Source organism: Eubacterium sp. AF15-50 (genome assembly GCF_934835595.1).
In the GTDB taxonomy this organism is placed as follows: Bacteria; Bacillota; Clostridia; order Lachnospirales; family Lachnospiraceae; genus Eubacterium_G; species Eubacterium_G segne.
Genome location: NZ_CAKVZL010000021.1, coordinates 1 through 14,086, shown reverse-complemented (window position 1 = coordinate 14,086; position 14,086 = coordinate 1). Strand labels below are relative to the sequence as shown.

General features: G+C 34.1%; 16 protein-coding genes and 2 pseudogenes. 17 read left to right on the top strand and 1 reads right to left on the bottom strand.

The annotated features are described in order from the left end of the window. Positions 1 to 40 precede the first annotated feature (40 nt). The 4 genes from Q5O73_RS04175 to Q5O73_RS04160 are packed head-to-tail and all read left to right on the top strand — an operon-like array spanning position 41 to position 3,210. The gene (locus Q5O73_RS04175) at positions 41 to 772 is read left to right on the top strand and encodes a hypothetical protein (protein WP_302669091.1); all 732 of its coding nucleotides are present in this window, start codon (positions 41 to 43) and stop codon (positions 770 to 772) included. Further along, on the top strand, positions 772 to 1,035 hold the full coding sequence (locus tag Q5O73_RS04170) for a PqqD family protein (protein ID WP_302624045.1): 264 nt from the start codon (positions 772 to 774) through the stop codon (positions 1,033 to 1,035). The genes Q5O73_RS04175 and Q5O73_RS04170 overlap by 1 nt, the downstream gene beginning before the upstream one ends. Further along, complete coding sequence (locus tag Q5O73_RS04165) at positions 1,028 to 1,504, top strand: S24/S26 family peptidase (protein ID WP_302624044.1); 477 nt, start codon at positions 1,028 to 1,030, stop codon at positions 1,502 to 1,504. Before Q5O73_RS04170 ends, Q5O73_RS04165 begins: the two co-directional genes overlap by 8 nt. After that, positions 1,501 to 3,210, top strand: a complete 1,710-nt coding sequence (locus Q5O73_RS04160; protein WP_302669090.1) for an ABC transporter ATP-binding protein — start codon at positions 1,501 to 1,503, stop codon at positions 3,208 to 3,210. The genes Q5O73_RS04165 and Q5O73_RS04160 overlap by 4 nt, the downstream gene beginning before the upstream one ends. 27 nt (positions 3,211 to 3,237) lie before the next feature. Here the strand turns inward: Q5O73_RS04160 and Q5O73_RS04155 are convergent, their stop codons facing one another. Further along, a complete protein-coding gene (locus Q5O73_RS04155; RefSeq protein ID WP_118589340.1) occupies positions 3,238 to 3,435 on the bottom strand; it encodes a hypothetical protein in 198 nt (65 codons plus the stop codon). Positions 3,436 to 3,724: 289 nt separating this feature from the next. Here Q5O73_RS04155 and glmM point away from each other — a divergent pair, with 289 nt between their 5' ends. The 13 genes and pseudogenes from glmM (at position 3,725) to Q5O73_RS04095 (ending at position 13,826) form a co-directional block, all read left to right on the top strand. Then, on the top strand, positions 3,725 to 5,068 hold the full coding sequence (gene glmM / locus Q5O73_RS04150) for a phosphoglucosamine mutase (RefSeq protein ID WP_021953832.1): 1,344 nt from the start codon (positions 3,725 to 3,727) through the stop codon (positions 5,066 to 5,068). After that, positions 5,068 to 5,601, top strand: coding sequence for a VanZ family protein (locus tag Q5O73_RS04145; protein ID WP_302624042.1), 534 nt, complete (start codon positions 5,068 to 5,070; stop codon positions 5,599 to 5,601). Before glmM ends, Q5O73_RS04145 begins: the two co-directional genes overlap by 1 nt. Then, positions 5,583 to 6,632 carry a histidinol-phosphate transaminase gene (gene hisC / locus Q5O73_RS04140; RefSeq protein WP_302669089.1) on the top strand — a complete coding sequence of 350 codons (1,050 nt, stop codon included), beginning with the start codon at positions 5,583 to 5,585 and terminating at the stop codon, positions 6,630 to 6,632. The genes Q5O73_RS04145 and hisC overlap by 19 nt, the downstream gene beginning before the upstream one ends. 246 nt (positions 6,633 to 6,878) lie before the next feature. Next, a pseudogene (gene clpB, locus Q5O73_RS04135) lies at positions 6,879 to 9,473 on the top strand (ATP-dependent chaperone ClpB). A gap of 172 nt (positions 9,474 to 9,645) precedes the next feature. Continuing rightward, entirely contained in the window at positions 9,646 to 10,167 is a 522-nt protein-coding gene (locus tag Q5O73_RS04130; RefSeq protein ID WP_021953836.1) for a nitroreductase, read from the top strand. 79 nt (positions 10,168 to 10,246) lie between these two features. Beyond that, a complete protein-coding gene (locus tag Q5O73_RS04125) occupies positions 10,247 to 10,954 on the top strand; it encodes an N-acetylmuramoyl-L-alanine amidase family protein (protein WP_302624040.1) in 708 nt (235 codons plus the stop codon). A gap of 62 nt (positions 10,955 to 11,016) precedes the next feature. After that, complete coding sequence (locus tag Q5O73_RS04120) at positions 11,017 to 11,667, top strand: N-acetylmuramoyl-L-alanine amidase family protein (protein ID WP_302624039.1); 651 nt, start codon at positions 11,017 to 11,019, stop codon at positions 11,665 to 11,667. 93 nt (positions 11,668 to 11,760) lie between these two features. After that, entirely contained in the window at positions 11,761 to 11,937 is a 177-nt protein-coding gene (locus Q5O73_RS04115) for a hypothetical protein (protein WP_302629206.1), read from the top strand. Positions 11,938 to 12,061: 124 nt separating this feature from the next. After that, positions 12,062 to 12,394 (top strand): annotated as a pseudogene (locus Q5O73_RS10640) (4Fe-4S binding protein); the annotation flags it as partial. Next, positions 12,342 to 12,632, top strand: a complete 291-nt coding sequence (locus tag Q5O73_RS04110; protein WP_302624037.1) for a hypothetical protein — start codon at positions 12,342 to 12,344, stop codon at positions 12,630 to 12,632. The pseudogene Q5O73_RS10640 and the gene Q5O73_RS04110, both read left to right, overlap by 53 nt. An 18-nt stretch (positions 12,633 to 12,650) precedes the next feature. Then, positions 12,651 to 13,028, top strand: a complete 378-nt coding sequence (locus Q5O73_RS04105) for a NusG domain II-containing protein (RefSeq protein ID WP_302669088.1) — start codon at positions 12,651 to 12,653, stop codon at positions 13,026 to 13,028. Positions 13,029 to 13,060: 32 nt separating this feature from the next. Next, entirely contained in the window at positions 13,061 to 13,546 is a 486-nt protein-coding gene (locus Q5O73_RS04100) for a Gx transporter family protein (protein ID WP_302624035.1), read from the top strand. Between the two features lie 88 nt (positions 13,547 to 13,634). Further along, a complete protein-coding gene (locus Q5O73_RS04095) occupies positions 13,635 to 13,826 on the top strand; it encodes a hypothetical protein (protein WP_302624034.1) in 192 nt (63 codons plus the stop codon). The last annotated feature ends 260 nt before the right edge of the window (positions 13,827 to 14,086 follow it).

Here is a 14,086-nt window from a genome sequence, read left to right as displayed (position 1 = left end):
TATGGCAATTTCATAGGTGTAATTTATTAAAGGAAGATATATGGAGTTTATTAAGGACAGATATGAGATTGCAGGGTTGAAGGTTTTGATGGTAACATACTATGAAAGAACCAGGCAACAGGCTCTTCCGTATATAGCAAGACATATGTGGAAGGAAGAGGAAGCGGATGCAGTCATTGATTTGGAGAATGAATTTTATGAAAAAATGCAGGAAGAGAATATGCAGGGATGTAGTTTAGAAAGCATTGAATATATATATACAGGTACTATATTTAACAGGCTTCTAATAAATCACCATGGTTGTATGCTGCATTCTTCAGCAGTAGTTGTAGATGGATATGCATATTTGTTTTCAGCAGACAGTGGTACGGGAAAATCAACTCACACAGGTCTGTGGCTTGAGCATTTTAAGAAAAAGGCATTTATCATAAATGATGATAAACCTGTTTTAAGGTTAGAAAATGGACAGTGGTTTGTTTACGGAACTCCGTGGAGTGGAAAAACAGACTTAAATATTAATGTAAAGGCAAAACTTGGAGCCATTGTTTTTTTGGAAAGGGCAAAAGAGAACCATATAACTCCGATAGAGGTTAAGGAGGCTATCCCATTGTTTTTTAATCAGACGGTAAGAAGGCTTAAAAGGGAAGAAAAAATGGATTTAGTCTTACAATATATGGAAGAAATTTTAACATCAACCCCAATATACAAAATGGGATGTAACATAAGTGATGATGCTGTGATTACGGCATACGAAAAAATTAGGAGAGTGTAATGAAGATTAGAGAAGGTTTTTTACTTAGAAATGTTGCAGGGAATAATGTGGTTGTCCCAATCGGTCAGGCAACACTGGATTTTAACGGAATGATGAGTTTAAATGAAACAGGAGCATTTATTTTTTCTAAGATGTTAGATGGAACTACTAAGGAACAGCTAATAGAGGATTTAATTAGTGAGTATGAGGTGGAACGGAAAATAGCCCAAAAGGATGTGGATGACTTTATTAAGAAGGTAGAAGGAGAGGGTTTACTTGAATAAGGTTGTGTCAATAGAAGATATAGTTCCCCTTATAAAAGAACAGCTAAATTATAATGGAACAGTAAGATTTACCCCTAAAGGAAATAGTATGCTTCCTACCTTAAGAAACAATAAGGATAGTGTCACCCTGAAAAGTCCCTTGTTCCCATTAAAAAAATATGACATTGCATTTTATGTAAGGGATAACGGGCAGTATGTATTACATAGAATTGTTGATATACCAAAAGACGGAACCTACACAATGCGTGGTGATAATCAGTTTGTCAACGAAAAAGGTATCACTCAGGAACAGATTATTGGAGTTGTGGAACATTTTTCAAGAAAAGGTAAGGAATATAGTGGAACTGAAATGTCATATAAGTTTTATTGTATTGTGTGGTGTAAAACAGTTAAAATAAGAAAGTGGCTTAGAAAATTAAGACATATTGCAGGAAAAATAAAAAGAAAACTTCTAGGAATAGTTAGATGAAAGATACAAAGAGTTTAAAATGGATAATTAAAAATGGGAAAAAAGAAATTCCTAAAATATTAATTTTAAGTGTTTCTAATATTGTATTGGCATTAGTATCTACGGCATTGGCATTGGTAAGTAAGTACGCCATAGATGCAGCCCAAAAGGCAGCAGTGTCTAAGGTACAATCTGATTTTGTTTATTACAGAAATCAGATTATTTTTTATGGAATAGTTATATTAGCAATTATTGCATTCAGACTTTTTTTGCGGATATACGCACAAAGTTTATCCATAAAAGTTCAGGCAGGAATGGAAATGCAAATGCGTTCTAAGCTGTTTGGAGAAATACTTGAAAAAAAATATAACAGCATTAATAAGTATCACAGTGGAGAATTAATGAACCGCATTACCAGTGATATAAGGATAATAACTGATGGAATAACCAATATAATGCCAAACGTATTATATTTTATTACTCAGTTTGCAGGAGCTTTTGTTGTACTGGTACTGTTTGACTGGAAATTTACCTCATTATTTATTATTGCAGGAGTGGTGATTTCCTTTATAACATTAATATTCAGGTCAAAGCTTAAGAGTCTTCACAAGGAAGTTCAGGAAACAGATGGCAGGGTAAGGTCATTTTTTCAGGAAGCAATTGAGAGTATGCTGGTGGTAAAAACATTTGGAGTTGAAGATGAGTTTTGCCGCAAAGGTGACAAACTGCAAAGAATAAATTATGATGCAAAGATGAAAAGAAGAAAAATCAGTATCTTTGCCAATGCAGGATTTGGATTTGCCTTTAATATGGGTTATTTGTTTGCTCTTATCTGGTGCACCCTTAAAGTATGTACCAATGCTATGACATATGGAACCCTTACTGCGGTATTACAGCTTATTTCCCAGATACAGACGCCTTTTGTAAGCATAACCAAGGTTATTCCGCAATACTATGCAATTTTAGCATCGGCAGAAAGAATTATGGAAATTGAAGATATTGATGTTGAAAGAAAAAATCAGGTTAAGGTTGATGCAGATAAATTTTATTCCAAGTTTAAACTGGCTGAGTTTAAAAATATTAAATTTAATTATGGTAGGGAAAGTGTATTAGAGGATGGAAACGCAGAATTTTTAAAGGGCGAGTTTGTGGCTATAAGGGGGATTTCGGGAATAGGTAAAAGTACATTAATGAAGATGCTTTTAGGAGTTTTTAAACCTGAAAGGGGAAGTATAAGGTTATATGAAGAAAATGGAAAGTATTTAGAAGCAAGCCCGGATACCAGATGCCTGTTTTCTTATGTACCTCAGGGAAATTACCTTTTTAGCGGGACATTAAGAGAAAATATTCTGTTAATAAATCCTAACGCTACAGATAAAGAAATAAGGGAAGCTTTGGAGATTAGTGATATTTATGATTTTGTATGCAACCTTCCAAAGGGGCTTGACACTGTTATAGGAGAAAAAGGACTTGGCATTTCAGAAGGTCAGGCCCAGAGACTTGCAATAGCAAGGGCACTTCTTAGTAAGGCACCAATTCTTCTGTTAGATGAGGCTACCTCGGCACTGGATTCTAAAACAGAAAAACATGTACTTGAAAGGATTAAAGGTCTTAATAAAAAGACGTGTATAATAATTACCCATAAGGCGGCAGCTCTTGAAGTGTGTGATAAGGAATTTGTAATTGACAATAAAAGACTGTTTTGTATTTACAAAAACAATGGTTAATACAAAACAGCCATAAATTTAATATAATCATGATTTGGCAGCAACGGAAGCATTTTGATTAGAGACTTTTAGTTCATTCCATAAGGCATCATGGAATAACATGGCAAGCTCTTCCCAATGCTTACGTTGCTGTTTTTCATAATTTAATTGTTTCTTTAGTCCTTCAATTTCTGTAAGCAGAATTTCTGTATTTTGTAATAATTGAGATCTCTCGCTGTTATTCATATTAAAATCCCCCACATAACATAAATTTTTCTCAATATAGTAAATTATAACACTGTAGGTAATAAATGTGTAAAAAACATATCGACTTTTATTGACCTTGCTTCCCTTATGATGACAGGGTTTTACATTGGTTTTGGATTGGTTTTTATAGTTATAAAAATATTGTAAATAACGTTGTGATATTATATAATTAAAAAAGTGTTCATTTAAACTTGACACTTTGAAAATTTATATGTTGGTGCTTATTAAGTATCAGCAATGTAACCATTTTTAATTATGGAGGCGTAAAATGGGAAAATATTTTGGAACAGATGGATTCAGAGGCGAGGCTAATGTTAATTTAACGGCTATGCATGCCTTTAAAGTGGGAAGATTTATAGGATGGTATTACGGAAGATTTCATAAATGCTCCGTAGCTATTGGAAAAGATACAAGAAGAAGCAGTTATATGTTTGAGGATGCCCTTTCAGCAGGACTTACATCCACAGGGGCAGATGTATATTTATTGCATGTAACTACAACACCAAGTGTATCATATATAGTTAAAACAGAAGATTTTGATTGTGGAATTATGATTTCAGCCAGCCATAACCCTTATTATGATAATGGAATAAAACTTATCAATGGAAAGGGCGAAAAAATGGAGCAGAATTTCATTGATGAAGTTGAAAAATACATTGATGCAGACTTTGACTCAATACCTTATGCAACCATGGATAAAATAGGAAGAACCATTGACTATTTTGCAGGTAGAAACAGATATATGGGATATCTTATGACATTGGCAAAAAATTCCTTTAGAAACATTAAGGTCGGACTTGATTGTTCAAACGGTAGTGCATGGACTATAGCAAAAAGCGTATTTGATGCATTAGGAGCAGATACATATGTTATTAATAATGAACCAAACGGTGTAAATATTAATATGGGATGCGGTTCTACCCACATTGAGGCATTACAGAAATTTGTAAAAGAAAAGAAGTTAGATATTGGTTTTGCCTATGACGGGGATGCAGACAGATGTTTCTGTGTGGATGATCAGGGAAATGTGGTAAATGGTGACCTTATTTTATATGTATGTGGTGTGTATTTAAAACAAAACGGAGAGCTTGACAACAACACTGTAGTTACTACAGTAATGTCAAATATAGGATTATATAAAGCCTTTGATGCTGTTGGAATTAAATATGAGAAGACAGCAGTCGGTGACAAATATGTATATGAATGTATGAGAAAGAATGATTACCGTTTAGGCGGAGAGGAATCAGGACATATTATTTTCAGTAAATATGCAACAACAGGCGATGGAATCCTTACATCAATAAAGTTGATGGAGGTTATGATTTCTTCTAAGAGAAAAATGTCAGAGCTTATTAATCCGGTAACTATTTATCCACAGTGCCTTAAGAATGTTAAGGTTGCAAGTAAGCCGGAGGCAAGAAATGATGCTGATGTACAAAAGGCAGTAGATGAAGTGGCACAGCAGCTTGGAAATGACGGTAGAATCTTAATTAGGGAAAGCGGAACAGAGCCGGTTATCCGTGTTATGGTTGAAGCAAAAACAGACCAGTTAGCAGAGGAATGTGTTGACAGGGTTGTTAATGTAATAAAGAAAAAAGGTTACGCAGTGTAATGACATACAAAAAAGGATATTTTATAAAGTTATGGGCAGTAAGAGTTATTCTTATTGCTCTTATAGCATTGTGGATGAGCACCATATTTGGCTTTTCTGCCGAAAATGGAGAACAGTCTCAATCACTTAGTGATAAAATAACAGTTCAGGTTGTTCATATTTTAAAAAGTGATTATGAGAATATGAATGTTAAGGCCAAAGAAGAATACTTTAATACAGTAAGTTTCATTGTGAGAAAAACGGGACATTTTGGAGAATATGGAATTTTAGGAGTTCTTATTTCAACATTTTTGTTGACATTTGAAAAAATACGAAACAAAAAAAGATATATTGTAATTTTAATAACCACCATTATAGGTATGGTGTATGCATCTTCCGATGAAGTTCACCAGAATTTTGTGGAAGGAAGAAGCCCTAAGGTTATGGATGTTTGCATTGATACAACAGGCTGCTTTATGGGAGTGGTTTTTGTTACAATAATATGTTTTTTAATTTGCAGGAGGAAGAGAAAAAAATGTGGCAGGATAATATAAGAAGGGTTACTCCCTACACGCCGGGAGAACAGCCAAAGGATAAGGATGTAATTAAACTTAATACCAATGAAAGTCCATATCCACCTTCACCCATGGTACAGGAGGTTGTAAGAAGTGTTGAAAATAACAGAAACAGGCTTTATCCTGACCCGGAAGCAGCAGTTTTAACTGATGCCATCGCTAAATATTATAATGTTGATTCTAATCAGGTGTTTGTAGGTGTAGGTTCAGATGATGTGATTGGAATGAGCTTTCTTACATTTTTTAATTCAGAAAAGCCTATATTGTTTCCTGACATAACATATTCCTTTTATGATGTGTGGGCAGATTTGTTTAAAATAAAATATGAGATGAAACCGTTGAATGAGAAATTTGAAATTGTAAAAGAAGATTATCTTGTGGAAAACGGTGGTATTATTTTTCCAAATCCCAATGCTCCTACAGCAGTGGAAATGCAGCTGGATGATATAGAATATATTATAAAGAACAATAGGGATTCAGTGGTAATTATAGATGAAGCTTATGCTGATTTTGGAGATGTTTCAGTGCTTGGTCTTGTGAATAAATACGAAAATCTTCTGGTGGTAAGAACCTATTCTAAATCCCGCGCATTAGCAGGAATGCGTATAGGATATGCCATTGGCAGCAGAACTTTAATTAGCGCCCTTAAGGCAGTTAAATTCTCATATAATTCATATACAATGAATTATGTGTCTATTTGTGCAGGGGCTGCTGCAATAAATGATGATAAGTATTTTAAGGAAATTGTATCAAAGGTAATAAATACCCGTGAAAAGGCTAAGGATACGCTTAAAAAACTGGGATTTTCCTTTACGGACTCAAAGACTAATTTTCTATTTGCAACTCACAAAAGTGTGCCGGCAGAGGAAATATTTGAGGAATTAAAGAAAAGAAAAATATATGTAAGGTATTTTAATAAGCCAAGGATAAATAATTATTTAAGAATAACTATAGGTACAGATGAGGAGATGGAAAAATTATACGAAGCTCTTAAGGAAATTGTTAAATAAAGGAAATATCTGATATGTTTTCAATCTATGGTAAAGATGTTATTTAGCATTATATGTAAGGCACATTTAACATAAAAATGTAACAAATTGTTAATTTTATATATAAAAAAATATAAAATTTCTGAGTAGAATAAAATACATAGGAAAGAGATGACAGATGGGATTTATGTCCCATCTGATTTACTATGAAGATTAAATGTCATAGTAGAAAGAATCCTATAGATTTTATGACAGGAGGCGAAATATATGAATATTAGTAAATTTACTCAAAAATCCGTTGAGGCTATACAAAATTGTGAAAAGATAGCCGGAGAATACGGAAATCAGGAAATTGATCAGGAACATTTATTATTTGCGCTTGTTAGTTTAGAAGACAGTTTGATTATTAAGTTAATAGAAAAGATGGAAATACAGCCGGAGTACTTTAAAAACAGAGTTGAGGATTATATAGCCAAAAGACCTAAAGTACAGGGCGGCAATATGTATATGAGCCAGGCTCTTAATAATGTTTTAATAAGTGCAGAGGATGAAGCAAAGAGAATGGGAGATGAATATGTTTCAGTGGAACATTTATTTCTCACTATGCTTGACAAACCAAATAGGGAAATAAAGGAACTTTTTAAAGAATTTGGTATTACAAGGGAAAAGTTTTTAGGAGTGTTAGAAGAGGTAAGAGGTAATGTAAGAGTTACTTCGGATAATCCGGAGAGCACCTATGATGCACTGTCAAAATACGGTCAGGATTTAGTGGAAAGAGCAAGAAATCAGAAGCTTGATCCTGTTATTGGACGAGACAGTGAAATCAGAAATGTTATAAGAATTTTGTCAAGAAAAACCAAAAACAATCCGGTGCTGATTGGTGAACCCGGTGTTGGTAAAACAGCAGCAGTAGAGGGTTTGGCACAGCGTATTGTAAAAGGTGATGTTCCGGAGGGATTAAAGGATAAGAAGATATTCTCCCTTGACCTTGGTTCATTAGTGGCAGGTGCAAAGTACAGAGGTGAATTTGAGGAAAGGTTAAAGGCTGTACTTGAAGATGTAAAAAACAGCAATGGAGAAATCATTTTATTTATTGATGAACTTCATACTATCGTAGGCGCAGGAAAAACAGACGGGGCAATGGATGCAGGAAATATGCTAAAGCCTATGTTAGCAAGAGGAGAACTTCATTGTATAGGTGCAACTACCTTGGATGAGTATAGACAGTATATTGAAAAGGATAAGGCGTTAGAGAGAAGATTCCAGCCGGTAATGGTAAGTGAGCCATCAGTGGAAGATACAATATCTATCCTAAGAGGTGTTAAGGAATGATGTGAAGTGTTCGATGGAGTTTAAATTCCGGATGGGGCTTTGGTAAGTGCAGCAGTTTTATCAGACAGATATATAACAGACAGATTTCTTCCTGATAAGGCAATAGATTTAGTAGATGAGGCTTGTGCCCTTATTAAAACCGAGATGGATTCCATGCCTACGGAGCTTGATGAATTAAGACGTAAGGTTATGCAGATGGAAATCGAGGAAGCTGCTTTAAAGAAGGAAACGGATAATTTAAGCAAAGAGAGACTGGCGGAATTACAGAAGGAACTTGCTGAAAGCCGTGATGAATTTAATAACAGAAAGGCACAGTGGGAAAATGAGAAAAATTCCGTAAACAGATTGCAGCAGCTTCGTGAACAGGTTGAAAATGTTAAGAAAGAAATTGAGAAGGCACAAAGCGAATATGATTTGAATAAGGCAGCAGAACTTCAATATGGAAAGTTGCCTGAACTTCAAAAACAGCTTGGTGTGGAAGAACAAAATGTAAAGGATAAGGATTTGTCATTAGTAAGGGAAAGTGTTACAGATGAGGAAATTGCCAGAATTATTTCCAGATGGACAGGAATTCCGGTGGCAAAACTTACTGAAACAGAAAAAAATAAAACATTACATCTTGATGAGGCTCTTCATAAGAGGGTTATCGGTCAGGATGAAGCTGTGACGAAGATTACTGAGGCAATAATCAGGTCTAAAGCAGGAATTAAGGATCCCGGAAAACCAATTGGTTCTTTCCTGTTCTTAGGACCTACAGGTGTAGGTAAAACAGAACTGGCAAAGGCATTGGCAGAAAATCTGTTTGATGATGAAAGTAATATGGTAAGAATTGACATGAGTGAGTACATGGAAAAATATAGCGTGTCAAGACTTATAGGAGCACCTCCGGGATATGTAGGATATGATGAAGGTGGTCAGCTGACAGAGGCAGTAAGAAGAAAACCTTATTCGGTAGTGTTATTTGATGAGGTAGAAAAGGCACATCCTGATGTGTTTAATGTGTTACTTCAGGTATTAGATGATGGTCGAATAACTGATTCTCAGGGAAGAACAGTTGACTTTAAGAACACTATCCTGATTATGACATCAAACATCGGTTCTTCATATCTGTTAGAGGGAATAGATGATGCCGGAAACATAAAGAAGGAAAATCAGGAATTTGTAATGAACGATTTAAGAAATCATTTCAGACCTGAGTTTCTTAACCGTTTAGACGAAATCGTAATGTTTAAGCCACTTACTAAGGACAATATAGGTGGAATTGTTGATTTGATTGTAGCTAACGTAAATAGGCGTTTAGCAGACAGGGATTTAAAGATTTCACTTACTGATGATGCCAAAAAGTTTGTGGCAGATAACGGATATGATCCGGTTTATGGCGCAAGACCTCTTAAGAGATACCTGCAGAAAAATGTTGAAACAATAGCTGCTAAGGTTATTCTTGAAGGAAACGTTGATATGGGAGATACAATATGCTTTTATGTAGATGGTGACAGGTTAGCTGCTAAGGTAGAAAAGAATAATAAATAAAATGTAAAGCAATGGTTGTCATTGGAAAATAATTAAAAAGTATGCTTAGAATATACAAATAAGATACATTACTTTATTAAATTTAGATTATAGTCAATAAATTTAAGGGCAATAGTATCAAAGTATTTTCTAAACAAATCCAAATGACAACCATTTATTTATGGAGGTAATTATGGATAGAGTATTAGAAACAATTAAAACAAGAAGAAGCATCAGGGCGTACAAGCCTGATATGGTGGAAAAGGAATTAATTGACAAGGTTATTGAAGCAGGAACATATGCTGCTACAGGAAGAGGAAATCAGTCCCCTATTATAATTGCAGTAACTAACAGGGAAGTCAGGGACAAATTATCTAAAATGAATGGAAAGATAATGGGAACAGACACAGATCCTTTTTATGGAGCACCGGTAGTGCTTATTGTTTTGGCAGATAAAACTAAGAATACATATCTTTATGATGGAAGTCTTGTTATGGGAAACATGATGCTTGAAGCTCACAATTTAGGTTTAGGAAGTTGTTGGATTCACAGAGCAAAAGAAGAATTTGAAAGTGAGGAAGGAAAAGAAATCCTTAAATCTCTTGGAATAACAGGAGATTATGAAGGAATAGGTCATTGTGTTTTAGGCTATATTAAGGGAGATGCACCTGAGGCAGCACCTAGAAAAGAAGATTATGTTTACTACATAGACTAATATTTAATACCACTTTTGACTTAATTTGTTCAGTGACAATCCAATGTAATTTAGTAATAATTTTTTACGAAGGAATATAATGAGTGAATTAAGCAAAAGAAAGAGAAGAAGAAAAGTAAGAAAAATAAGGGCAGTGCTTGCCGTTACAGTGTTAACGGCAGGTATATTGCTTTTGGCAGGAATTTTTAAACATTTAAGTGCATCATCTGATGTAGAGATTAAAGAATCACCGGTGGAAAATCATCAGGTGTTAGAAACAACAGAAAAGGAAACTGCTTTACAGGTACCATCCTGGATAGATAAGCAGATAATAAAAAAGGATGGAAAGTCCAGAAGGGGCATTAAACTTAAAGAAGTGAAGGATGTTGTAATTCATTATGTAGGAAATTCCGGAACAACAGCTCAGCAAAATCATGATTTTTATGCAGGGGATGACTCGGATGTAAGCTCTCATTTTATTGTGGGATTGGATGGAGAGATAATTCAGTGCATTCCGTTAGATGAACATTCAGAGGCAAGCAATTGGAGAAATAGGGATTCCATTTCCATCGAAGTGTGTCATATGGATGAAACAGGAGAATTTGGCAAAAAAACATATAAATCTCTCGTTAAGCTTGTGGCATGGCTTGAAAGTGTTTATGGTTTAGATGAAGAACATGTAATAAGGCATTATGACATTACGGAGAAAGAGTGTCCTAAATATTTTGTTGATCATGAAGATGAGTGGGAGCTGTTTAAAGAAAAAGTTAGAGATTACAGAATAAAAAAATATACAGGGAATAAGTGAAAATATCGAACATTTTATATAAGGGGTTATAATTAAGTTAAACTACGGATTTGAGGAAAAGTATGGCTAAGAAAAGCAAAAGAAAGAGAAAGTTAAGAAAAGGAAGAATAGTTATGGCTGTTATTATTGTGGCGGCCATAGTTATTATGTCCTGTTTAGTAGTAAAAAGGATTAATCAAAACAGTGAGGCCAAAAAAGTTAAAAATTTGGCGGAAATTAAGATACCGGACTGGATTGATTCTCAAATAATAGATGTGGATGGCGCTTCAAGAAATGGATATAAATTAAAGGGTGTAAAAGACATTGTAGTTCACTATGTAGGAAATCCGGGGACAACAGCTCAGCAAAATCATGATTTCTATGCAGGAAATCAGTCTAATGTAAGTTCTCATTTCGTTGTGGGATTAGATGGGGAAATTATTCAATGCATTCCTATAAATGAATGGTCTGCGGCAAGCAACTGGAGAAATAATGATACAATTTCCATCGAGGTGTGTCATCCTGATGAAACGGGAAAATTTAAAAAGAAAACCTATAGCTCTTTAGTAAAACTTGTGGCATGGTTAGAAAATGTATGTGATATAGATGAAAGCCATGTAATAAGACATTATGATATTACAAAGAAAGAATGCCCGAGATATTTTGTACAGCATGAGGACAAATGGAAAACATTTAAGAAAAACGTAGAAAAGTATAGACTGGCTCATTATTAAAAGACGCAGGTTGCGTCTTTTTTTACAACTAACCACAAAAACTATACATAAATATAAAAAATGATTTGGCAAAACAGTGGTGATAAATTCGATATGATATTATTGACTAATGAAAACAAGCAGTATTTAACAGACGGAATTTATAGTAACTATTCATCAGATTCTGACTCAAAGGTTTTGCCGGTAAATCTGTCTAATGTTATAAATCAGGAGGATTTTACATATAGAGATGGGATTTTTATGGCGAAGCCCAGGGCTTTAGAGAAATGATTCAGGTTTGTGATACAGTAAAAAATGGGAAAATAAAAAGTATTAATATTATTAAATTCCAGGATGATGAATTATATTTTAACAAGGCGATATTACTGACAACTAAACATCTTTTGTTACGGTATTAATTGTGTTATGCTTATATACGATAGTTTTTGGACGATTTTTTTGCGGTTTTGCCTGTGCATTTGGAACTTTAGGAGATTTTGTTCGTGAGTTTTATGTGTGGATATGTAAAAAAGTAAAGAGAAAGTCTGTAGGTATAAGTGACAGTATAAATAAAAGATTGTCAGTAATAAAATACTTTATTTTAACAATAATTATTTTATTATGTTTTGCGGGAGTTTATTCTGGAATAAAGGAATGGCGGTATGTGAGAGGCTTTTTGCAGATTTTTATGTCCTATGGGAGCAGTGTTTTCAATTCTTCCCGTACTGCCGCTTTTTTCTATAAGTAGAAATAGAGAGCAGTGCGTAAAAGGGTGCAGTGGATGTACAAAGGTATGTTCATCAAAAATTGAACTTCCGGATTTAAAGGAAGATATTCAGCCGGGAGATTGCTTTATGTGCCAAAAATGTATGAATATTTGTCCAAAACAAAATGTTAAATTGGGATTGGTAAAGGGAAACGGAATTACATTTATTATAGTAAGAGGGCTGATTCTAATTTTAATAATGAAATGGGCAGGAATTTAGAAAAAACGGGAGTAGTTTATGAGAAAAAAAGACGTGATTTTAGTGATTGTGGTTCTTTTAATAGCAGGTGTCATGTACGGTGCAATCCATTTTATACAAAAAGGTGAAGCCTCCACTGTAAAAATATCAGTTGATGGCAAAGTTTATGGAAAATATTACATTAACAAGGACAAGATAATAGATATAAAAACTTCAAAAGGTAGAAATGTAATAAATATTCATAATGGTTACGTGGAAATGGAAGAGGCGGATTGTCCGGATAAGTATTGTATAAAGCAGGGAAAAATTAAAAATACAGGGCAGACAATTGTATGTCTTCCACATAAAGTAGTTGTTGAGATAATTAAACAGAACATAGTCAATGAAAATAACGATGTGGATGCTGTGGTAAAGTAGAAATAATTAATAATTTAATGGGAGGTCAAGATATGAGCACAAAAAGAATAGCAAATATGTCCATGTTAGTGGCACTTGCCATAATATTTAGCTATATTGAATTTCTTATTCCCATTAATTTAGGAATTCCGGGAATGAAATTAGGATTGGCAAATCTGGTAATTGTTATAGCATTATATATATTAAAAATCAGTGATGTCTGGATTATTTCTATACTTAGAATCCTGATTATGGGATTTATGTTTGGAAGTGGTATGTCAATCATTTATAGCCTTGCAGGAGCGGTGGTTAGTCTCATTGTTATGTCAGTTATTAAAAAAATAGGGGGGTTTAGTATTATTGGAGTAAGCATGGCAGGGGCAGTATGCCATAATATGGGGCAGGTGATGGTGGCAATAATTGTGGTAGAAAATGTTAGTGTTATATATTATGTGCCGGCACTTTTAGTGGCAGGTATAATTACAGGGGCAGTAATAGGCATAATTTCAAAGAGGGTTTTATCAGTTATAAAAAAATAAACAAATTTTTTACCTAACAAGTTAGATACATTTAACAAAAGGCACAACAATTTACGATGAAGATGGAAACACATATGATGTTTTATATTTGGAAAATGATGATATCGGTGCATATGGTGAGTTTATGCGTGTGGATTTAACAGGCAATTATGGTGGATTAGGTTCATGGAAGATTTTTAAAGCGGAATTTGATGAGGCAAAGGCTGAATTTGCAAATCCACAAAGTCAGGCAACAGTAAATGAAGCAGTTGAACATTTAAAAAGTTACCCTTGCAAGTAATAAATTAAAGAACAAGAAAAAATTATATGTCAGGTAAAAGCTGTAGGGGCTCAAAATGGCCAAGGTTTGTTAAGGTTAAAATCAAAAAATAACTTTAGTAATTAATTTTTAAAATATATTTCGGGTGATTTTCTATTTTATTCTATTTAAGAAAATCATCCGTTTTTGTTGTAATATTGATAAGAGTCTGTGAAATAAAGTCTGTAAATAGACATTCTATGATAAGTGATGGAGCTGTAAGTTCATGAAATGAGCTTGCA

Coding starts and splice junctions, on each gene's coding strand:
- Q5O73_RS04160 (WP_302669090.1), top strand. CDS start 1,501: ATGAAAGATACAAAGAGTTTAAAATGGATAATTAAAAATGGGAAAAAA.
- Q5O73_RS04100 (WP_302624035.1), top strand. CDS start 13,061: ATGAGCACAAAAAGAATAGCAAATATGTCCATGTTAGTGGCACTTGCC.
- Q5O73_RS04170 (WP_302624045.1), top strand. CDS start 772: ATGAAGATTAGAGAAGGTTTTTTACTTAGAAATGTTGCAGGGAATAAT.
- Q5O73_RS04145 (WP_302624042.1), top strand. CDS start 5,068: ATGACATACAAAAAAGGATATTTTATAAAGTTATGGGCAGTAAGAGTT.
- Q5O73_RS04130 (WP_021953836.1), top strand. CDS start 9,646: ATGGATAGAGTATTAGAAACAATTAAAACAAGAAGAAGCATCAGGGCG.
- Q5O73_RS04120 (WP_302624039.1), top strand. CDS start 11,017: ATGGCTAAGAAAAGCAAAAGAAAGAGAAAGTTAAGAAAAGGAAGAATA.
- hisC (WP_302669089.1), top strand. CDS start 5,583: ATGTGGCAGGATAATATAAGAAGGGTTACTCCCTACACGCCGGGAGAA.
- Q5O73_RS04155 (WP_118589340.1), bottom strand. CDS start 3,435: ATGAATAACAGCGAGAGATCTCAATTATTACAAAATACAGAAATTCTG.
- Q5O73_RS04105 (WP_302669088.1), top strand. CDS start 12,651: ATGAGAAAAAAAGACGTGATTTTAGTGATTGTGGTTCTTTTAATAGCA.
- Q5O73_RS04115 (WP_302629206.1), top strand. CDS start 11,761: ATGATATTATTGACTAATGAAAACAAGCAGTATTTAACAGACGGAATT.
- Q5O73_RS04110 (WP_302624037.1), top strand. CDS start 12,342: ATGGGAGCAGTGTTTTCAATTCTTCCCGTACTGCCGCTTTTTTCTATA.
- glmM (WP_021953832.1), top strand. CDS start 3,725: ATGGGAAAATATTTTGGAACAGATGGATTCAGAGGCGAGGCTAATGTT.
- Q5O73_RS04125 (WP_302624040.1), top strand. CDS start 10,247: ATGAGTGAATTAAGCAAAAGAAAGAGAAGAAGAAAAGTAAGAAAAATA.
- Q5O73_RS04175 (WP_302669091.1), top strand. CDS start 41: ATGGAGTTTATTAAGGACAGATATGAGATTGCAGGGTTGAAGGTTTTG.